Annotated in this window: 15 protein-coding genes; 13 read left to right on the top strand and 2 right to left on the bottom strand. The window is 38.0% G+C overall.

Annotation, left to right across the window (positions count from 1 at the left end; translation table 11 throughout):
- Window positions 1-202 precede the first annotated feature (202 nt).
- Together NEOC65_RS02495 and NEOC65_RS02500 are read right to left on the bottom strand one after the other, a co-directional pair.
- On the bottom strand, window positions 203-4,321 hold the full coding sequence (locus NEOC65_RS02495; RefSeq protein ID WP_213155599.1) for a HEAT repeat domain-containing protein: 4,119 nt from the start codon (window positions 4,319-4,321) through the stop codon (window positions 203-205).
- A gap of 62 nt (window positions 4,322-4,383) precedes the next feature.
- Window positions 4,384-6,657 carry a hypothetical protein gene (locus tag NEOC65_RS02500; RefSeq protein WP_213155600.1) on the bottom strand — a complete coding sequence of 758 codons (2,274 nt, stop codon included), beginning with the start codon at window positions 6,655-6,657 and terminating at the stop codon, window positions 4,384-4,386.
- 696 nt (window positions 6,658-7,353) lie between these two features.
- Here NEOC65_RS02500 and NEOC65_RS02505 point away from each other — a divergent pair.
- The 13 genes from NEOC65_RS02505 (at window position 7,354) to NEOC65_RS02565 (ending at window position 21,370) form a co-directional block, all read left to right on the top strand.
- Window positions 7,354-7,659, top strand: coding sequence for a type II toxin-antitoxin system RelE/ParE family toxin (locus NEOC65_RS02505; protein ID WP_213155601.1), 306 nt, complete (start codon window positions 7,354-7,356; stop codon window positions 7,657-7,659).
- Window positions 7,660-7,735: 76 nt separating this feature from the next.
- Window positions 7,736-8,140 carry a helix-turn-helix domain-containing protein gene (locus NEOC65_RS02510; protein WP_213155602.1) on the top strand — a complete coding sequence of 135 codons (405 nt, stop codon included), beginning with the start codon at window positions 7,736-7,738 and terminating at the stop codon, window positions 8,138-8,140.
- 418 nt (window positions 8,141-8,558) lie between these two features.
- Window positions 8,559-8,765, top strand: coding sequence for a helix-turn-helix domain-containing protein (locus NEOC65_RS02515; protein WP_249298988.1), 207 nt, complete (start codon window positions 8,559-8,561; stop codon window positions 8,763-8,765).
- Window positions 8,766-9,183: 418 nt separating this feature from the next.
- Window positions 9,184-9,441 carry a type II toxin-antitoxin system prevent-host-death family antitoxin gene (locus NEOC65_RS02520; protein WP_213155603.1) on the top strand — a complete coding sequence of 86 codons (258 nt, stop codon included), beginning with the start codon at window positions 9,184-9,186 and terminating at the stop codon, window positions 9,439-9,441.
- 276 nt (window positions 9,442-9,717) lie between these two features.
- The gene (locus NEOC65_RS02525) at window positions 9,718-10,956 is read left to right on the top strand and encodes a YihY/virulence factor BrkB family protein (protein ID WP_213155604.1); all 1,239 of its coding nucleotides are present in this window, start codon (window positions 9,718-9,720) and stop codon (window positions 10,954-10,956) included.
- A 197-nt stretch (window positions 10,957-11,153) separates the two neighbouring features.
- On the top strand, window positions 11,154-11,933 hold the full coding sequence (gene kdsB / locus NEOC65_RS02530; RefSeq protein ID WP_213155605.1) for a 3-deoxy-manno-octulosonate cytidylyltransferase: 780 nt from the start codon (window positions 11,154-11,156) through the stop codon (window positions 11,931-11,933).
- Complete coding sequence (pyrG, locus tag NEOC65_RS02535; protein WP_213155606.1) at window positions 11,909-13,528, top strand: CTP synthase; 1,620 nt, start codon at window positions 11,909-11,911, stop codon at window positions 13,526-13,528. Before kdsB ends, pyrG begins: the two co-directional genes overlap by 25 nt.
- Window positions 13,525-14,016 (top strand): Holliday junction resolvase RuvX, encoded by a 492-nt coding sequence (gene ruvX / locus NEOC65_RS02540; RefSeq protein ID WP_213155607.1) that lies wholly within the window; start codon window positions 13,525-13,527, stop codon window positions 14,014-14,016. The genes pyrG and ruvX overlap by 4 nt, the downstream gene beginning before the upstream one ends.
- Entirely contained in the window at window positions 14,006-14,533 is a 528-nt protein-coding gene (locus tag NEOC65_RS02545; protein WP_213155608.1) for an EVE domain-containing protein, read from the top strand. Before ruvX ends, NEOC65_RS02545 begins: the two co-directional genes overlap by 11 nt.
- 105 nt (window positions 14,534-14,638) lie before the next feature.
- Window positions 14,639-16,204 (top strand): glucose-6-phosphate dehydrogenase, encoded by a 1,566-nt coding sequence (gene zwf, locus NEOC65_RS02550; RefSeq protein WP_213155609.1) that lies wholly within the window; start codon window positions 14,639-14,641, stop codon window positions 16,202-16,204.
- Window positions 16,205-16,347: 143 nt separating this feature from the next.
- The gene (gene pgl, locus NEOC65_RS02555) at window positions 16,348-17,115 is read left to right on the top strand and encodes a 6-phosphogluconolactonase (protein WP_213155610.1); all 768 of its coding nucleotides are present in this window, start codon (window positions 16,348-16,350) and stop codon (window positions 17,113-17,115) included.
- A 375-nt stretch (window positions 17,116-17,490) separates the two neighbouring features.
- Complete coding sequence (tsaD, locus tag NEOC65_RS02560; protein WP_213155611.1) at window positions 17,491-18,471, top strand: tRNA (adenosine(37)-N6)-threonylcarbamoyltransferase complex transferase subunit TsaD; 981 nt, start codon at window positions 17,491-17,493, stop codon at window positions 18,469-18,471.
- Between the two features lie 388 nt (window positions 18,472-18,859).
- Entirely contained in the window at window positions 18,860-21,370 is a 2,511-nt protein-coding gene (locus tag NEOC65_RS02565) for a leucine-rich repeat domain-containing protein (RefSeq protein WP_213155612.1), read from the top strand.
- Window positions 21,371-21,430: the final 60 nt, after the last annotated feature.

A 21,430-nucleotide genomic window follows, 5' to 3' on the forward strand; every position in this document is an offset into this window, starting at 1 on the left:
ATCCTTAATTTAACTCCTAATATGAGGCATATTTTGCAGGTTTTAGGCCCTCCTTTTCAGAAATTATATGCTAATGGAAATTAACTTGCGGAATGTGGGTTAATATAGAAAGCTCTGTATCATTTTGAGAAGCTTTGCTTTTGTGCCAATATTTTAAGATTAGGAGCAACAATCCTTTTGAAACTCAAACTTGATTTGTAACTTATTTATAAATTTTAGTTTGGCTAAAGCTATCTAATCTTTTCCGCCATAAAGCAAGCTCTTCGGGTAGCTTTTTTATTAATTCATCGTAAGTAAGCTTTAGTTTACGCTTGGAAAAGCAAGCTATCCTTTTATCAGAAATTTGAAGTATCTGGCCTTTAACTGATAAGCTATTCCCAGTAAAGAAACAAATCTTAGCAATTAAGGTCAATCCTTTGATTCTCTTTTTTAATAAAGCATTTTTGTCTACTTTTTTTAGGACCTCGATAGCAGGCATTTTTGCATACGGGTCACCCTCTTCGAAAATTTGAATAAGAGCTTCTAGCGCTTTATTAGCAATTTCGTTTCCTTGCTCTACTATGGCTCCTAGAGCATAAGCGGCATAGCCATCATTGAATTCCCAGCCCTCTTTGAGAATTTGGATGAGAGCATCTAGCGCTTCTTTAGGAAGCTTGCCTCCTTGCTTTGCTACTGCTCCTAAGACATAGGCAGTATGATCTTTGATAATAAAATTATTCCCTTTAAGAATTTGGATGAGAACATCTATCGCTTTTTCAGGAAGCCTTACTCCTTGCTTCACCATAGCTCCTAGAGCAACGACAGCACATTCTTTATCGTTAGAATCGCTCTCTTTAAGAATTTGGATGAGAGCATCTAGTGCTTCTTTAGGGAGCTTTGCTCCTTGCTCTGCCACTGCCTTTAAGACACATGCAGCATAGCCTTTGGCTTCAGGATCACTCTCTTTAAGAATTTGGATGAGAGCATCTAGTGCTTCTTCAGGAAGCTTTGCTCCTTGCTCTGCCACTGCCTTTAAGACATATGTAGCATAGCCTTTGGCTTCAGGATCACTCTCTGTAAGAATTTGGATGAGAGCATCTAGTGCTTCTTCAGGAAGCTTTGCTCCTTGCTTAGCAATAATCGCTAGAGCATTGGCAGCGCAACTTTTAGCGTTAGAATCGCTCTCTTTAAGAATTTGGATGAGAGCATCTAATGCTTCTTCAGGAAGCTTTGCTCCTTGCTCTGCCACTTCTCCTAAGACATAGGCAACATGGCCTTTGGCATAAGAATCGTTTTCTTTAAGAATTTGGATGAGAGCATCGAACGCTTTTTTAAGAAACCCGCCTCCTTGCTTTGCTACTACTACTAAGGTGTGGGTAGCGGAGCGTATAGTATCAAGATCGCCCTCTTTGAGGATTTGGATGAGAACATCTGGTGCTTCTTCAGGGAGTTTTGCTCCTTGCTCTGCCGCTGCCTTTAAGACATCGGCAGCATAGCGTTTGGCGTTAGAAGGGTTCTCTTTAAGAATTTGAATGAGAGCATCTAACGCTGCTTTAGGAAGCTTTACTTCCTGCTCTAACAACTCTCTTAGAACATCCGCAGCAGAGTGTTGGGCTTTAGCATCGTTTTCTTTAAGAATTTGGATATGAGTATGTAGCATTCCATCAAGAACCTCGCTTCCTTGCTTTGTTATAAATGCTAGAGCATTGGCAGCGCAACTTTTAGCGTTAGAATCGCTCTCTTTAAGAATTTGGATGAGAGCATCTAGTGCTTCTTTAGGGAGCTTTGCTCCTTGCTTAGCAATAATCGCTAGAGCATCGGCAGCGCAACTTTTAGCGTTAGAATCGCTCTCTTTAAGAATTTGGATGAGAGCATCTATCGCTTCTTTAGGAAGCTTTGCTTCTTGCTCTGCCGCTGCTTTTAAGACATAGGCAGCATAGCGTTTGGATCTAGGATTGTCTTTTTTAAGAATTTGAATGAGAGCATCTAACGCTTCTTTAGGAATCTTGGCTCCTTGCTCCAGCAATTCTCTTAGAACATCGACAGCATAGCGTTTGGCATAAGAATTGCCTTCTTTAAGGATTTGAATGAGAGCATCTAGCGCTTCTTTAGGAAACTCGCCTCCTTGCTTTGCTGCTGCTCGTAGGGGATAGGCAGCATAATATTTGGCTTTAAAATCGTTCTCTTTAAGAATTTGAATGAGAGCATCTAGCGCTTCACTACCAATCTCGCCTCCTTGCTCTGCCACTTGTGCTAGAACATAGGCAGCAGAACTGATAATATTAGAATCACCCTCCTTGAGAAGTTGGATGAGGATGTCTAACATCTCCTTAGCGATCTCGCCTCCTTGCCGTATCACATCTCCTAGGACATAAGTAGCACAGCGTCTGACATCATCATCTTCTTCTTTATCAGGGTCATCAATAATCTTAAGAATCAATCTTACTATTTCTGCAGGTAACCATTGCCCTGTACTTGTGATTTTTAGTAAGATTTTTAGCATATTTTCTATGGTATTAGGTTGGGATAAAAACGTTTCGATAGTACACGTTATTTTAGGATGATTAAATAGATTTTTATTTCTGAGCAATCCCTCAAAATTTAAATCTAATGAGGAAAGATGTGTAATACAGTCTTTTACAAGCTCAATAAAGCCCTCGTACTGTCTTACCTGAGCGGGTTTTTGGCATTCTTCAAAGCACTCTGCAATCAAATTGAGTTCGCTCCTGATAGCTAGATCGTGAGGCTCAGCAAAGAGATCATCAAAAAAAGATTGTAGCGGATTTAAATCTAAATAAAGCCGATTACGTGAAGTAGACAAAGAAAGATAGCCAGCAATCATGCGCAAAACTAGGCTATAACGGGGCTCAAACTTATAATTACGCATAAAATCTTGGCATGCTTGCCGATTTTTTCCTCGCAGATACTGATTAGCAATCTTTGAAGCCGTTAAAAATTCTTGAAAGGTTAAGTGGATAAAATAGCCTTTTTCTTCTGGAATGCGGATAAGTCCACAATCGGTAAGCTCATTGGAAGTGATCGCCTTACCTCTAAAGTGATCAATTTCATTCTCCTCTAGATAAAGAGTATTTTTCTTCATAGCAAAATCAGCCATTTCTTCAAAAGCTTTGGCTATTTTGGCAACTTCTTGATTGCGGCGAAGATTTTTCTCTGCAAGAATTTTCTCCTTGGTTTGATTGGAATGGCCCTGGTCAATTCTTCTAAAAAGAAACCATTTATACATCCAATTAACAATCCGTTCATAAATAGCCGTCATTGTAATGGATTGATCAGAATCAAAAACCTCGGGATCTTCGTTAAAAAGGCAGCAAAGAAGAGTCAAGTTAATGGGAATTTGCGCAAGACTTAAGACCTGGGGAGAGCTTTGTAATAAGTGGTAAAGTTTTTGTTTTTTTTCTTCTGCTTGAACTTGTTTGAAAAATTTATCGATATAACGCTCGACCCCTTCTTTATCAAAGCCTAAAAGCTCTAGCTCACAAGAACGGTTAAAAGAGCAACTTCCAGGTCTTGAGGTAATTAAAATATGAGGGAATAACTCTTTTAGCTCCTTAAAGGCTGTAGCCAGGCTGGTGTTTCCTTGAGCTTCTGCAGAAAGTTCATCATAACCATCTAAAACAAGAAGAGTTTTCTCTCGCAAAGTGGCATCATTTATACAAGCCTCAATTGCCCTCGAATCAATTTTGCCTGCATATTCCCTAGCAATAAGATCAGCGGGAGTATACTCTTTATCGGCAGGATATTTTCTTAAGGTAAGATTTCTTAAGGGAATCCAAAAAAGGTAGGAAAAGAGGCTTTGCCAAAGCTCCTCTTTGGCCCAGCGATAGGCAATGTAGTGGCATAATGTGCTCTTACCAATTCCGGCTGCACCTTGGATGTAAGTTCTTTTAGCGCTCTTATTTTTAAAGCTTTCATGTTTAAAAAGATGCTCGATCTCAATATTCTTTTTAAGCTTATAGATGGTCTCAAAGGTGGGAATGCAGCCATCTTGTAGGTAATCGGAGTGCTTATCAAGTGCTTGGTCGCGTTTTATTCTTTCTTTACTCTCAATTATCCCTAAACGTACATAAATCTCTTCTAAATGAACCTTAAATTCCCACTCTTGTTCTACTTTAATCCTAAAAATAGAAAGGGTTTTTTGAGAAAAGTAAAGGCTTCGAAGAGAGTTAGAGAGACTTTGTGGATTTAGGGTTGCCTGAGATAAGGGCTGCAATGGATGATATTGAATAATAGGGTTAGAGTGTATAAGCAGCGTTGCATTTTGTTCTAAATGGATTCCTCTACCAACAGCCTGGACATTGAAAAGCCCAGGCTTAGTTTGCAAGGCATTAAGACTGTGCTCACAACAATCTAACCCATCAGCAGAGCTTTGTTCTGATGAGCTGCTTACTTTGGGTTGTTTCCAAATACCCCTGCGGCTAGCATTCGAGCTGTTTCTTCAGAAGGATTAGCTACAACTGCAGATTGAGAATAAGATTGCTGAGTCATGTGGTTTACTCTTGCTTTTCCTCCATTCGTGCCCATCACCAAGTTTCTTGCATGTGGACTTAGCTGATGATATTCATCTATAGCACTCCCTCCACCGGTCGTTTCCAAAGGCTCGGGAGGCTGTAAAGGGACTGGAGAGGAAATAACAGAAACCTGGCCTTCCAGCTGTTTTTCCTCAGTTGTATTTTGCAAAGGGATCAGCAGATTTTTTCCCCATAGATACCCTTTTTGCTCTAATCTAGAAGCGCAAACCAGGCCGATTAATTTAGCGCTAATCGATAAATAAAGCTCTTTCTCCTGTTCAAAATAACGCGTTTTTTCCTCTTCGGTAGAAAAAGGATATAATTTTTGTATTAATTCAAGCGTTTTTCTAGGCTTTTCAGCATCTAAAATAGCAGAGTCCATTTTAATACGCTGGATGATTTTTGCTTGATCATTTAGGAGAGCTAACTCTTCTCGTTTAAAAGTGCTATAAGCATTGTTTTTTATCCGTTCAGATTTAAGATAGGTAAATTCAGGTAAATCTTCTCGTTTTTTACCTTTGGCTAAAGGTTTTATGATATCATCCTCAAGTTCTGCATTGCGTCCACTAAAAACAAGGTTAAAAAGCCGCTGTCCATACTTGGCTGTATAATAAGCGACCTCTTCAGGAGAATAACTTTTATGCGTTAATTCTTTACTATGTAAAAGTTTAAATCCTACTTGCTGCAGAGCTGAGCCTAGTAAAGTTTGTTGTGAGATAGGAAGGCTTGTGGCACCACTTTGTCCATTTACGACATGATACACAGCTGAGCGGCAAACATAAGCTTCATTAGCAAATGTGCTTGCTAGGATTTGATAACCTTGATGCTCTGTTTGCAGCTGGGCTGTTTTTATAATGTTTTGACGTAGTGAATCTCTTAATTCTTGGCACTTCTTTTCTAATAAAGCGCAGTTCTTTTGCTTTTTTTCAATGATCTCTTGGATATCTGGATCATCACTGCTATCACCTAATTTTTTTAAGGCGGCCAATTCTTTATCTAATGCTTGTTTTTTTCTCTCTAATTCATCTATTAAAGGCTTTCTTTTACTCTTTAAAGCTAGGATTTGTTCGTAGCAATCTGTGCATTGTTCTAAATGTTCAACATAAAGCCTGTTAAGAGCTGCAATTGTAATGTCTTGTGCACGTACTGGTAGAGGATCTAATTGTCTTAGCTCCCCTATTTTAGCATTAAGTTTGGCTAAATGGTGGCTGCGTATATTTTCTACCCCTTGGAAAATGGTATCATAATCCTGCTGGCAGAGTGGGATGTGGGTTTCTTGGGCATCTTTAGGCAATTCTGACTTAATGATTTTGCTTAACCTTCTTTTAACAAGATCTTTAAATGTTTGCCATTCCTCTTGCTCCAAGCTAGCTTGCAGGGAAAATAAACTAGCCGCCATTTCTTGAACATGTTTTTGATATTTATATTCTTTAAATATTTTGGTAAATTCTTCTTCAGAAAAAAGCCTCGTACCTTGAATTGAGGGATTATTTTCTTCATCATGAAGAAATTTTGGATAGATTTCTTTATCTTTGGCTATGGTATCTGTATAAGCATTAGAATCTCGCTGGGAAGCAGAGGTCATATCAAATAGTTCTTCCGAAATGCTATAAAAACCATCAATAATAGCATTGGTAATGCGACCTTCAAGCTCGTACCCTTCTTTTTTAACTCTTGCTTCTGCACGTTCAAAAAAAGAGTTTTCTCCTATAAAGGTAGTCAGAATAGAAGTATCAATATCAGAGGTTAATTTGCGACTACCAGGCGCTTTAATAGCAATCTTGCACTTTTGCGGCTTTTCTAAATCTGTAGGTGCATGAATTGTTTTTTTTGTGACTACAAATTCATACCATTTCGCTGTAAAAGTATACTTATCAGTAGGCGTTTTCGATATCTTGCCTGCTATTTCTGCGTCTAAATTAAAATAAGAAGGAGGGAATATTCTTAAAATTGCTTCTCGGTAACTGGCATAGTCGACTATGTCGCGGTCCTCTATGTGGTCTTGCATCTTTTGAGCGGCTTGCTCCTGAGCTCCCTTCTCTGGACGTAAAGTCGTAACATATTGTTTTTTAAGGGTTTCCCAATCGACGCCCCCTAGTTGTTGAAACCGTTGGATTTCAGGAAAATCTCGTTGAATAGATATAGACATAACGAACTCTTTGGTTAATTTAATACTATTTTATAGAAAAAATGGGCCTTAAACAACCGGGAAAGAGGCGAATAATTCGCTCCCTTTCTTTGATTTATTCACTCACAGAAAAATAGTTAAAATTTTAGTTTCATGCAAGTTTTTTTGTAGTTATTCAGGTTTAAGGCGGCTTTAGCCACCAGTTAATTATGAAACCTACGCTTTTGACTGTTGGAGAGTGTCAATCTGTCACATATTCCTAAAGGATAGAGCGATAGATAAAGCCGAAAAACTTACTTTTTATAATTAACTGATGGCTAAAGCTGCTTTAAACATGAATAGTTGCGTTTTTTTGCCGTGAGCTTAGATTGTTAGCATTAAAAATTAGGACATTTGACACGTTTAGCATTTTCTCAACATGCCCAACTTTTACTAATTCCCATTTATTGCGTGCCGAATGCATAGTGCACGACGTTATGGACCTAAAACAACAGATGGATTCCTGGCATGTAAAAAAGAAACTTTTAATAATGGATTGTATAGTTAGCAAGCAAAGAAGAGAGGAAGCTTATCCTCCAGTGGATGAGAGATAAAAAAACATTTTTGCTAAATACTTAGGATGATTATAGAGAAAATTTAAATCTTTTTTATGATTGGCTGTTAGATTCCTCTTGAGGAGTTATCCCAATTTTGGGATAATTTTTATATGGAGAGATAATGGATCAAAAAAAAACGATTATTTGGATGGGATCTAGCAAAAAAGACTTTATGGAATTTCCTGATAGAGTGAGGAACGAGATGGGCCATGCTTTATACATTGCTCAAAAAGGTGAAAAACATAGAGACGCTAAACCTCTTAAGGGATTTGTGGGTGGTTTTGTGGTTGAAATCGTCCAAAGTGATGCCCGAGGTAGCTATCGAACAGTGTATACGGTTCAAATGGAAAAAACTGTTATTATTCTTCATGCTTTTCAAAAAAATCAAAGACGGGCATTAAAACTCCAAAGCAAGAGATTGATCTAGTTGAGCAAAGATTGAGGACTGCGCATCAAAAATATAAAGAGTGGCTTGACACGCTTAAATTAAGAGGTTAACTAACATGGTCACTAAAAAAAAACAACGAGAGATAGAAGGAAGTGAATTTGAAATTAGTAGTGACAATATTTTTGCAGATATTGGAATTGCTAACGCAGAAGAAGAACTCACTAAAGCCGAATTGGCATGGGAAATTGACAATATCATAAAAAAAAGAAAGCTTACCCAGCAGAAAGCTGCAACAATTATGCAAATCAATCAACCCAAAGTATCTGCATTGTTGCATCGAAAGCTGGCAGGTTTCTCCATAGAACGCTTAATGCATTTCTTAAATTTACTCGGGCAAGATATTGATATTGTTGTGAAACCAAAGCCTCTGGCTAGGAAGAATGCGCGAGTCAATGTTTTTGGTTATAAAGAATATTCGGGAATCTTACCCAATAGTCCTATGGCTGCAAAATCTTCCTAATAAATCATGTTTTTTAAAGTTATAGAATGAGCAGTAATAGAAACAGCTTATTCGGAGGGCTTTGTTAAATTACGAAAAAACATATTGTGCAGACAAAAATTATTCGGAGAAGGGATTACGAGGCACATAAAGAAAAAAAAGCTAAAAAAGGAAGATTTTGGAAATTTTAAAGAAAAGCTTAGCTGACAATCCAGAACAAGGAGACGTAATTACTGAAACTAGGGAATAAGGAAAACTCATTTAAAATCAGCTTTTAAAGGAGAAAATGAACGGATTTAGAGTATGCTATCTAAATAGAGAAAATGAGAGATCCTGTTCTTGTTATTCATTCATTCCAAAAATGAGCAAGAAAACTTATCTCAAGAAGAAAAATTGGAGTTAAAACAAATAGCTAAAGCAATCAAAAAAAGGATTAAAAATGAGTAAGTTATTTGAAGGGCTTGAAGAAGCTTTAGCATTTTCAGAAAGAAAGATTACGCTTAAATCAGATCTTATCGTAATCCCAGAGCCTCCAAATGAATATAAGGCTATTGACATTAAGAGAATCAGAGAGAAAAAGCATTATTCTCAAGGAATTTTTGCAAAAGTATTAAATGTAAGCGTAAAGACAGTTCAATCTTGGTAATCTGGAAATCGCGTTTCAAACTATGCAGCCCTGCGGCTTCTAAAAATTGTAGACAAAGGTTTTTATAGTCCTCAAATTTCTAAGCTTCTATAATTATGATATATTCATGACAAGATGGCTTTAAAAACGCCTCCTAAATGATCTTTAAAATAGCTTTTACTTAAGATTTCCTCATTTTTCATTTGGCAAATAAGAAGTTCTATTGCCTGGCACATGTGTATTTGTGCTCTTATCCACTTGCTCACTTTAGTGCTCTCCTTTCATATTTCTTAAAAAGAGAAATCGAAGATTCTTTCAAGTGCTATTTTCAAACTGTTTAGAGGAATGATTACATGCCTATAAAATATTTTATCGGAGTATATAAGTTTATTTTTATATATTCGGTATGTTATACGTGAAGAGTGAAAGGAGAGGTAATATGAAGAACATAGGAAGCATTTCAGCTACTCAAGCAAGAAAAGAGTTAGGAGAGATTTTCAGAGGGGTCAATTACCATAAAAAACGTATCCTTCTTACCAATCACAAGAAACGAGTAGCGGTAGTGCCGATTGAGGATTTAGAAACTTTGGAAGCCCGAGAGGTTGCTCAAGATATTCATGAAGCAAAAAAAGCTTTAAAAGAGATTGAAGTAAAGGGTACTATTTCTTTGAAAGAGATGAAAAAACGATTAGGCTAAAGCCACGATGACAAAAGCTACGTATACGATCGAATGGGCGTCTAGTGTAGGAAAGCGGCTTAAAATAATCCCAACAATATTAGAAAAATAATTTCTGAACGAATACAAGAACTAGAGAGAAATCCTCGCCTAAAAATGTTGAGCCACTTGCAAGGTGTAGATATTAGTTTTATATTGCTACTTAGTACCAACTAAAAGGCTAAGCCATCCTTTTCTTGCTTAAGTTATTACTAGCTAGTGCTTGCATAAGTTTTAAGTTTGATATAATCTGCAGCTATGAAAAGAATATGGAAACTATTTTGTCATACAGTTAAAAGTTTTTATGAAGATGACTGCAACGCACGTGCAGCAGCATTAACATACTTTACTTTAATGTCTATTGTTCCCGTATTTGCCGTAATTCTTGGACTTGCAAGAGGTTTCGGCTTTGCCCCCTTTTTAGAAGAAGTTATCAAAGAACAACTTAGCAAGCAGCCCGATATTGCTAGCTATACAATTGACTTTGCGTATAGCCTTTTGGAAGAAACGAGTAGTACCTTGATTGCTGGCGTGGGAGTGATATTACTTTTATGGACTGTTTATAATATCTTTGGGAATGTGGAAGAAGCTTTAAATGATATCTGGAAAATTCCTCGTGCGCGCTCCTGGATAAGGAAAGTTACCGACTATATTGCAGCCATTATTATATGTCCCTTATTTTTTGTCGTTTCAAGTAGCCTAACTATTTATCTAAAAACCCATTTTGTAGAAATTTCTGGAAAAGCTGTTTTCTTTGAATATCTATTTATTCATTTTTTTCCTTTTTTGATAACTTGGATGCTATTTACTTTCTTATATTTCTTTTTGCCTAATCGAAAGATTTCATTCAGATATGGAATGCTTGGCGTACTTGTAGGAGGAACAGCCTATCAACTTATCCAAACATTTTATATTAATATACAGTTAAAACTTTCTAGCTACGGGGCTATTTATGGAAGTTTCGCGGCTTTACCTTTATTTTTAATATGGTTAAATTTAAGTTGGATGATCATTTTAGCTGGAGCTGAATTGGCCTACCAAGCAGAGATTATGGCATGGAATTATGCGCCTACGCGTAAAGGTACCCTTCAAACCCTAGCTTGTCGACGTGTGCTAGCTCTTATGATTATTTACAGCTGCATGCGTAATTTTTGTGAAGGTAATTCTCCTTATACTATTCATCAGCTTTCAGATAAGCTTGGAGTAGCCAAGATCAAGTTAGCAGAAATTATCAAAATCTTAATTTACTATAAAATTCTTTCAACGACAGACTATCATTCTGACGGAGAGATTTATTACCAGCCTGCTCGCGATGTTAATACAATTACTTTAAAGAATGTAGCCGATATTTTTCCCGTCGTAGAAAAAGAGGTAGTGAGTATTTATAGAAACCCTCTAGTTCCTTATTTTGAAGAATTACTTGCTAAATACGATAAGAAGACCACAGAGATGCAGGAAAATTTACCTTTAAGCGCTATTAACTTGCAAAAGCTATGAAATTATCATCTAGCGGCCTTCTATGGCTGTGGCTCCATAAGTTTTTTCCCTCCCCTATCAAAAAGAAGCTGTAATCCACTTTAGTTTTCTTCGTGTAAACAGCAGCAGTTTGCAGGTAGTAACATCCCTTTCGAATAACTCTTGAATTTATGGATCCAATGGAATAAACTGCTTTTTTATAAATTTTAAGAGAAGAGATGTCGGAAACAAAATCACCGAAAATTATCGGCGTTATACCCGCACGTTACGGGAGCACGCGCTTTCCCGGAAAACCTTTAGCAAGTATTTTAGGCAAATCACTCATCCAAAGAACCTACGAAAATACTAAAAAATGCCTTTCTTTAGATGAAGTTTTTGTGGCGACAGATGATAATCGTATTTTTGAGCATGTAGAAAGCTTTGGAGGTAAAGTTGTTATGACTTCTTCTAGCTGTCCCACCGGCTCAGATCGTTTAATAGAGGCCGTACAAGCTAACCCTCTCTTTAAAGAAGTTGCTATAGTAGTGAATATACAGGGAGATGAACCTTGCTTAGAACCTTCCATCATTCATGAAGTGGTGCAGCTGCTGCTTCAAGATCCCCATAATGTGATGTCGACAGCTGTTACGAAAATTCATTCAGAAGCTGAGGCTTTAAATCCCTTTGTTGTTAAATGCTGCTTAGATCTGCAGGGAAATGCTCTTTACTTTAGCCGCTCTTTGATCCCTAGTAATCCCTCCGCAAAATTTGATCCTCGCATGGCCTACTTTAAACATATTGGAATCTATGGATTTCGTCGAGAATTCTTATTCACCTATGGTAAGTTAGGGACTACTCCCCTACAACTAGCAGAAGACCTTGAGCAACTTAAAGTTTTAGAGCATGGATATAAGATAAAAACTGCGATAGTCGAAAGTGCAAGCCTTAGCGTTGACCATCCCGAAGATATAAAAAAAATAGAGTCACTATTATTATGCAAACAAAATATTTGTTCATAACAGGCGGAGTGTGTTCATCTCTTGGCAAAGGGTTGACGGCTGCCTCTATTGCAATGCTGCTTGAAAAAAAAGGGCTCAAAATTGCCTTACTTAAATTTGATCCTTACTTAAATGTAGATCCCGGTACGATGAGTCCCTATCAGCACGGCGAGGTATATGTAACCGATGATGGAGCGGAAACTGATCTTGACCTGGGACATTATTACCGCTATACCAACTCCCCTTTATCGCAGGCTTCCAATGCAACTTCAGGGCAGATTTATAATAGTGTAATTCGTCGAGAAAGACAGGGAGATTATCTAGGAAAAACAGTGCAGGTTATCCCTCATATCACCGATGAAATTAAGCAACGTATTCATATCTGTACTAAGCAAGAAGAAAATATTGATGTTGTCTTAGTGGAAATAGGAGGAACAGTAGGCGACATCGAATCGCTGCCTTTTTTAGAAGCTATCCGTCAATTCCATAATGAAAATAAAGGCAAATGCCTAAATATCCACCTCACTTATGTTCCTTACTTAAAAGCAGCAGGAGAAGTTAAAACCAAGCCCTCCCAACATTCTGTACAAGTTTTAAGAGAAATTGGTATTTTTGCCGATATTATTATTTGTCGTTGCGAAAATCCTTTACCCGAAGAAGTTAAAGATAAATTAAGTCTTTTTTGTAATGTTAGCCGCCGAGCAGTCATCGACGAAGCAGATGTTGAATCGAGCATTTATGAAGTTCCTTTGAAGCTACATGAGCAAAATCTCGACTCAATGATTTGTGAAATGCTTCATTTGCCTAATAGACCTGTCGACTTGGCGGATTGGCAGAAAATCCTTGATACTATCCATCATCCTAAGGGAACGATTACGGTAGGAGTCATTGGTAAATATGTACAACATCAAGATGCCTATAAATCGGTTTTTGAATCCTTGCACCATGGGGCTATTTCTTTAGGTTATAAGCTAGAAATCAAATGTTATGAAGCTGATAAATTAGCAGAAGAAGGAGTGGATCTAGAAAATATAATTAAAGGATGCGATGGTTATCTGGTTCCAGGAGGCTTTGGAGAAAGAGGCTGGATGGGAAAAATCTTTTCGGCAAAATATTGTCGCGAGCGTAAAATCCCTTATTTTGGCATTTGCCTTGGCATGCAAGTGATGGCCGTAGAATTTGCAAAGCATGTAGTTAAGCTGGAAGATGCTAATACAACCGAAGTAGATCCCTTTACAAAAAATCCTGTGATCTCTTTGTTAAGTGAACAAAAAGTCGCGCAAGATATGGGCGGTACGATGCGACTGGGAGCTTATAACTGTTGTTTGAAGCCAGGATCGAAAGCTTATCAGGCCTATAAAAAAGACAAAATTTCCGAAAGACATCGCCATCGTTACGAGTTTAATAATAAATATAAAGAGCAGATGGAGGAAGCTGGTTTTATTATTTCTGGCACGCTGGAATCTGCCTCATTATGTGAAATTGCTGAAATTAAAGACCATCCTTGGATGGTAGGTGTACAATTCCATCCCGAGTTTAAATCTAAACCTACCCAAGCGCATCCACTATTTAAATCTTTTGTGCAAGCCATGATTGATTATCAGGCCAAAAAATGAGCGACCTCCAAGTAGAAAAGCCTTCGATCACTCGCATCGCAGCTTTAGACTATGGATTAGCACGCATAGGCATCGCTGTTTCCGATGAGACTAAGACGATTGCACTACCTTTTATGACACTTGGCTGTGAAAAAAAAACAAGCGATACTGCTAAAAAGCTGGTTTTACTTTTAGAAGAGCATCAAAAAGCTAACCATTATACTCTACTTGAGCTAGTTATAGGGCTACCTCTTTTAATGAATGGAAAAAGAGGTTACCTGGCAGATGAGAGTCAATATTTTATAAGCCTGTTAAAAAATTTACTCTCTATTCCTGTAGTTTCTTGGGATGAACGGCTTACATCTGTTCAAGCTGAACGCACGATGAAAGAAGGAAAGCTAAATCGCAAGAAACGTGCTAAATCTGTTGACAATGTTGCGGCTATCATTATCCTACAAAATTATCTTGATCATTTGAAATTACGTCATGGTGGGACATATGGTTTCTAACACTCAATATTGGCTAATGAAAACCGAGCCTTCGGTTTTTTCTATCGATGATTTACAACGCGAAGGATTTTCAGAATGGGAGGGCGTACGAAATTTCCAAGCTCGCAATTTTATGCGTGATAGGATGAAAGAGGGTGATTTGGTGCTTTTCTATCATTCAAATGCAAAGCCTTCAGGTATAGTAGGTATTTGTCGAATATGCCGTGAAGCCCATGCCGATTTTACCGCCTGGGATAAAGATAGCCCTTATTATGATCCCCAAGCTACCCCCGATCATCCTATTTGGATGATGGTAGAAGTAGAGTTTGTAAAGAAATTTTCCCAAGTTATAGCTCTAGCTGATTTAAGAAAATACCCTCAGCTTGAAGGGCTAAAGATCTTAGAGAAAGGTTCCCGCTTATCAATCACTCCTGTGGAGAAAAAACATTTTGAATTTATTGAATCGCTGGGACAATTAAAGGTTGAATCTGATCAGAATATATCTCCTTCTCAAGCGCAACCTACTCAACCTACCTAAGGTCGTTACCAATTAAGGCCTTCGATCATATCTTCATTTGTAGTGAAATATATCGAGCCGTTTGTTAAAACACAGCTAAAGAATATCTATTTCGAGGAGACTTTTATGTCGACAGCTACATTTCCGATTGCTAAAGAGTTTTCGACTGCTCTTACAGAAGTCAATCGTTCTCATAGGACGGCTCCCCCCTGTATTATGGTAATCTTTGGTGCTACAGGTGATCTGACTGCTCGTAAGTTAGTCCCTGCACTTTACAACCTCAATAAAGAAAAATTGCTGCCCTCTCACTTCGCCTGTGTAGGTTTTGCACGGCGTAAAAAAACTGATGAGAACTTTCGCCATGAGATGATGGAGGGAATTAATAGCTTTTCACGCACAAGGCCTGTCGATAAGAGTATGTGGAATACCTTTAGCGAGCAGCTCTATTATCATATGGCCGAATTCCATGAAGATGAAGGGTATATACGGCTAGCTAAGCTCCTTGAAGACCTAGATATTAAATATGGAACAAAAGGAAATAGAGTTTTTTATCTATCTACCCAGCCTAGTTTTTTTCCTCTTATTATTCAAAAACTGAGCCAACATAAACTTATCTATAACGAAGTAGAAAATCCTGATAAATGGTCGCGAGTTATTATTGAAAAACCTTTTGGCTTCGACTTAAAGTCTGCCAAGGAGCTACAAAAAGAAATATCTCAGTATCTCAACGAGTCGCAGATCTATCGCATCGACCATTATTTAGGTAAAGAAACTGTACAAAACCTTTTAGTCTTTCGTTTTAGCAATCCTCTTTTTGAAGCTATTTGGAATAATAGCCACGTCGATAATGTCCAAATTACAGTAGGAGAAGAAATAGGCATTGGCAACCGCGGTCGATTTTTTGAAGAAGCAGGCATGCTAAGAGATATTGTTCAAAATCATATGATGCAACTTCTCTCTCTTGTCTGTATGGAACCTCCCAATAGCCTTAAAGCTGAAGCCATTCATAATGAAAAAGTCAAAGTGATTGAATCCATTCGCCCTTTTTCTATGGATCAGATGGATCGCTTAATCATCCGCGGACAATATGGCCCCGGCCTTATTAACGGCCAGCCAGTCAATGGATATAGGCAAGAGGAAAATGTGCATCCTCAATCCACAGTAGAGACATATGTTGCCCTACAGTTATTTATTGATAACTGGCGCTGGTCTGGTGTGCCTTTCTACCTTAGAGCAGGCAAAAGACTTCCTAAAAGAGCTACCGAAATAGCTATTACTTTTAAAGCGGTACCAGGTTTTCTCTTTAATGATGCAGGTAAAACAATTGAACAGAATGTCTTAGTAATACGCATTCAACCTGATGAAGGAATTTCTTTAAAAATTAATTGCAAAGTGCCCGGTATCAATAGCCCCATCCAACCTGTTAAGATGGATTTCCAGTATGGATCTTATTTTGGCGCCACCCCTCCTGAAGCTTATGAAAGGCTAATCTTAGATTGCATGTCGGGAGACAATACCTTATTTGCACGAGCAGATGAAGTGCTAGCTTCCTGGAAACTATTATCGCCTATCCTCCACCACTGGCAAGATAATCCTGCCCCCTGCTTCCCAAATTATGCCGCCGGCACTTGGGGACCTGAAGAGGCTAATCAATTGCTAGCCCAAAGTGGAAGAAAATGGAGTTTAATTTAGCCTTCCTAAATTTTTAAAGTTAGAAAAAGCAGGGTTATTGTAAAAATATTAGTTAGAATGAGTAGAGATAAGTAAAAAGATTTTTATGCTTTAAGAAGCATTCATGATAAGCTAGGCTAAAAAACAAAAAATATCTAGGTCTTATGCTAAATTCCTCGTGGAAAACTAAAATACAAGTGTTTGATGATAGAAGAGATCTGGTTGCTGCTGGAAACTATCGAGAGGCCCTCCTTTATTGTGTGGAACAATTCATTAATCTTGCAAATACATGTATTGAAAATCAGGGCTACTTTGCAGTAGCATTGTCGGGAGGAAGTACTCCTAAAGCTATCTTTCAAATTCTTACCTCTTTAGAAAATCGCGAAAGAATTGACTGGTCAAAAGTACTACTATTTTGGAGCGATGAGCGTAGCGTGCCTCCCACCCACCCAGAAAGCAATTATTTAAATGCTATGGAAGCAGGTTTTAATGCATTGCCGCTGAAAGCGGCTAATATTTTTCGGATGCAAGCTGAAAATAATATAGAAGAGAATGCTAGGCATTACGAACATTTGATTCAAACTAAAATCCCGAAAAAAAACTTTGATGCCGTGCTTTTAGGTATGGGAGAAGATGGGCATACTGCCTCACTCTTTCCTCAAACAAGCGGCCTGCATGCAGGCGATCGTTTAGTTATCGGTAATTTTATCCCTCAAAAAAACACATGGCGTATGACTCTTACTTATGAGTGTATTAATGCCGCTTCATACATTTTGCTATATGTATTTGGAAAGGGCAAAGAAGATATGGTCTTCCAAGCATTAAAGGGGCCCTATAACCCCGAGCTAATCCCTGTGCAAAAAGTTGGTACACCTACTCACAAAGCCTTATGGATTTTAGATGATAACTCTAAATCTTTGCTGGCAAAATGAATCATCGCTATATTTAAAGGTTGAATATGCATTTTAAAATATAAGGATAGTGATTAGAGATATAGCTTAACTTGCTAACTTAAAATAAAGGAGTTCATAAAGGCATGGGTAGCCAGCGTTTCAGGTGGCTTTTCTTAAAAATTTTTGCTAGCTAGCTATAGCTGCATTTCTCCAAGTTAAATTCTCGCCTAGTTTATTCATTAAAGTCAAAAAAGCATACTTGAATGGTTTTAAAAAGCTCGCCTAGAATGATAAATCCATTGTCGATCGGTCATTAATTTATTTTTCCTCTTTTGCATTTGAATTGAGCCAAGCTATCATCCATAAAAAATAGAATAGATTTACAAATAGCCGCTGTAGTAACTTATATTGCTTATGTTAGTCCTAGGAATTGAAACAACATGTGATGAAACTGCCTGTGCAGTAGTAAAAGACGGAAGGGAGATTCTTTCTAATGTCGTCTTTTCCCAAATTGATTTACACCAAGAGTTTGGAGGAGTTGTTCCGGAGCTAGCTTGTCGTAAACATGTCGATGTGCTTTTTCCCATCATCGATCAAGCTCTCCAAGAGGCCAATTGCAAACTCGAAGATATCGATCTTTTTTCAGTCGCCTATGGCCCCGGGCTGATCGGCGCTGTGCTTATAGGCTTAAATGCTATTAAAACCATAGCGCTATGTATGAACAAGCCATATGTAGGCGTCAATCATGTCGAAGCTCATCTATATGCTGCTCTCATGTCAAATCCTAGTGCTGAATTTCCATGCCTTGGTATTGTCCTATCTGGGGGACATACGAGCCTTATATGTATGCACGAGATAGGGAAATATGAATTAATAGGCCAAACGGTAGATGATGCTATTGGCGAAGCTTTTGATAAAGTGGCTAAAATTATGGGATTGCCTTACCCTGGCGGTCCTCCTATCGAAGCGTTAGCAGAGAAAGGATCTAGTTTATGCTATCCTTTAAAAGCAGGTACTGTAAAAGGTAAACCATTTGACTTCTCTTTTAGTGGATTAAAGACCGGAGTTTTATATACTTATAACTTAACGTCTGATAAATCTGATTTAGCCGCTTCCTTTCAATATGCGGCTTTTTCTGACATTTTAAAAAAAACTTTACAGGCTGCAGAAAAATATAATTGTAAAACTTTAGTTTTTGGTGGCGGTGTTACTAATAACAAAGCTTTACGTAAGATGTTTATAGAAAAGGGTAACCGCTACCGGCAGTATTGGCCATCTCTAGGGCTAAGCTTGGATAATGCAGCTATGATAGCAGGACTAGCTTATCATATTTATAAACATAAAGGAAAAGGAGATGACTTGACACTGGAAGCTGCTACCTCCCTTTCTTTTTAATCCATCCTAAGAAGGTGCTCCGATACCTATCTTTCCCTTAACATGATCCTAGGACATTGAGGTATAAATCGTAGCTTGCGAATTTGTTGGTAAGTATTCATAATCCAATTCTATGCTTATAAAGATTTACTCTTAAGAAAAGAGCCTGTTTTTTCAGAAAATTAATTTTTTCTTTGAACGTATAAACACGATTTCATTAAAAAGTAATAGCATAAATCTTAATTTAAAATAATATCCTCTAGAATTTTTTTGTTTATTAAATGACAGTTGCTAAAAAATAAAAAGAAAGATCATATTTAGCATAAATAAATCGATGCAATTTAGGAAAAAATCAAGGTAGGCTTGAGTTTGAAGAAAAAGCTTAACCTAAATCTTAATGGAGCTTAATATGATGCCGCCAACTTCCACTTCTAGTACCCAGACAACTGTTCGTGCCCTACCTACAGAGAATGCAGAAGATGCTCATCTAGGAGAACTAACAAAGCAGGCGGTTACTTCGTTGCCTTGTGGGCATACCCTCAACAAAGACGATGAGATTCACTGTTTAGCTTGCTATAAGCTTGGCCTTCATGATAGCAAGGTTATTGAAAAGTATACACCCAACTATGACGTTCGACCAGCCTTCTTGCAGGACAAAAATAATTCTAAGAAAGGAGAATGCGAATTATTCCTAAAAGATTTAGTGAAAAAAGACGCCATGCAATCAATCCCTACAGATGAAAAAACTCAAGCTTATGATGGAAACTCTTTTAAAAAGCTCGATCCTAAGCTCTTATCAAAGATAAGAATAGATTCTTTGGTCCTAGGCGACTTAAATCTAGAAAAGGTATCAGATAATCAAGAGGAAGAGTTATTTGGCCAGGAGAGCAAAGAGCCAAAGGGTAAAGGAAAAGTAGATGATAAAGATTCGGAAGAATTATTAGAAAAAGTTAACCAAGTAAGGCAATTAGGAGCAGAGAAATTGCAACAGGTTTACCCAAGCTCTTCGCCTCTTTCCCCATTAGCTCCTCAACATTTCATTTCTACCTCTTCTTTATCTACAGGCCCAGCTTATATTCAAGCTCTTTCTCCTCAATCTACCATCGACATTTCGATGCCCTCGCTTTACAAAGAAATTCTCCAGATTCATTTTCCTGAAGAGAACGGGGATTTTACAGAGCAAGCTAGCATTTTAGATAAAATCTACAAAATTAAACCAGATTGCTCAGTTGAAGAGAAAGTCGTTCATATCTTTTCAAAACTTTTTACCCTAGCGGCCAATCTTGTCCCTGTAGAGCTTGAAAAGACTCCAAAAAAATCCAGGGCTTTTACCCATTCTAATTATTTCTCTTACCTACTGAATATCAACCGTCTTTTACTATGGCACAAGCTGCCTGGAGGAACAGAGTACTTAAACCAACCAAAAATTAAAGCTTTATCTTTAAAAGAAAAAGGAGAGCTATTAAGCCAATGGATTGAAGTCCATGCTAAAACTATTACACATTTAGATTTAAATTTTTCCAGTTTAACCATGTTGCCTCCAGAATTAGAAAAGTTTTCTCAGTTACAAGAGCTTTGTATAGGCGGTAACCAGCTAACCATTCTTCCTGCGTGTATCGGTCGCCTCTCTAAGCTTAAAAAGCTTGTGGCATCAAATAATCACCTGGTAGCTCTTCCCCTAACTATTGGGCAGCTTGCAGAGCTGCAGCAACTGTATTTAGGCCATAATCAGATCCACACTCTTCCTGCAGCCATTGGACAGCTTTCTCAGCTGCAATCCCTCTCATTAGAAAATAATAAGCTAGCAGTTCTACCCCCTGAACTCTTTCAGCTTTCTCAATTACATGAACTTTCCTTAGATCGTAACAGACTAACTGTTCTTCCTAAAGAAATCGGGCAGCTTCCTCGGTTGCAGCAGCTCGGCTTAAACGATAATTATCTAACCGCTTTACCTACAGAAATAGATCAGCTTTTTGAGCTTAGAGAGCTTGGCGTGAATAATAATCATTTAGCCTCCCTGCCTACAGCTATCGGGCAGCTTTCTAATCTGGAATGGCTAACATTAGTGAATAATAATCTAACGGCTATTCCTCCCGCTATCGGACAGCTTGCAGGGTTGCAAATGGTGGACTTAAGTCGCAACCAATTAACTACTCTACCTACACAGCTAGGGCAACTCTCTCAACTGCAAGAGCTCTACTTAAGCCACAATCAACTAACCATGATTCCTCCCGCCATAGGGCAGCTCACTGCGCTTCGTATACTGAATTTAGACCACAACCAGCTAAATACTTTACCTATAGAAGTAGGACAGCTTTTTAAGCTGAAAGATCTTGGATTAGGTCACAACCGGCTAAATATTATTCCTAAGATTGTGGGACAGCTCTCTGAATTACAAGAGCTTGACTTAAGCTACAACCAGCTAACAGCCATTCCTACAACGATTGGACAACTTACTGAGCTTCAAACCCTCAGTTTAAACCATAACCAATTAGCTTCTATTCCTACCGACATAGGAGAGCCTCTTCTGCTAAACGTGCTTGATTTAAGTGATAATGAGTTAAATGCTCTTCCTGCAGCCCTTGCACAGCTTTCTCAGCTGCAATCGCTTCACTTAAGCAATAACCAATTAACTTCTATTCCTAAAGCTATTGGACAGCTTCCTTGTCTACAACACCTTGACTTAAGGCGCAATCAGCTAGCTGTTTTGCCAGCAAAGTTAAAGCTTCCTGCACTGCAAACGATTGACTTAAGTCACAATCAGCTAGCAACCATTCCTGCAAGCTTTAGACAGTTCTTACAGTTGCAGCAGCTTTCCTTTAACAGTCAGTCGATAATAACTCCCCCTCCCCAAGTGCCTAATCTTAAAAATCTTATACTAGAAGGTAATCCTGTTTATGAAAATTTTATGAAATACTAGAAAGTATTAAAAACGATTAGGTAAGTTTCAAGTATTTAAATGTAATAAATGCAAAAAGAG

Source organism: Neochlamydia sp. AcF65, assembly GCF_018342435.1.
In the GTDB taxonomy this organism is placed as follows: Bacteria; Chlamydiota; Chlamydiia; order Chlamydiales; family Parachlamydiaceae; genus Neochlamydia.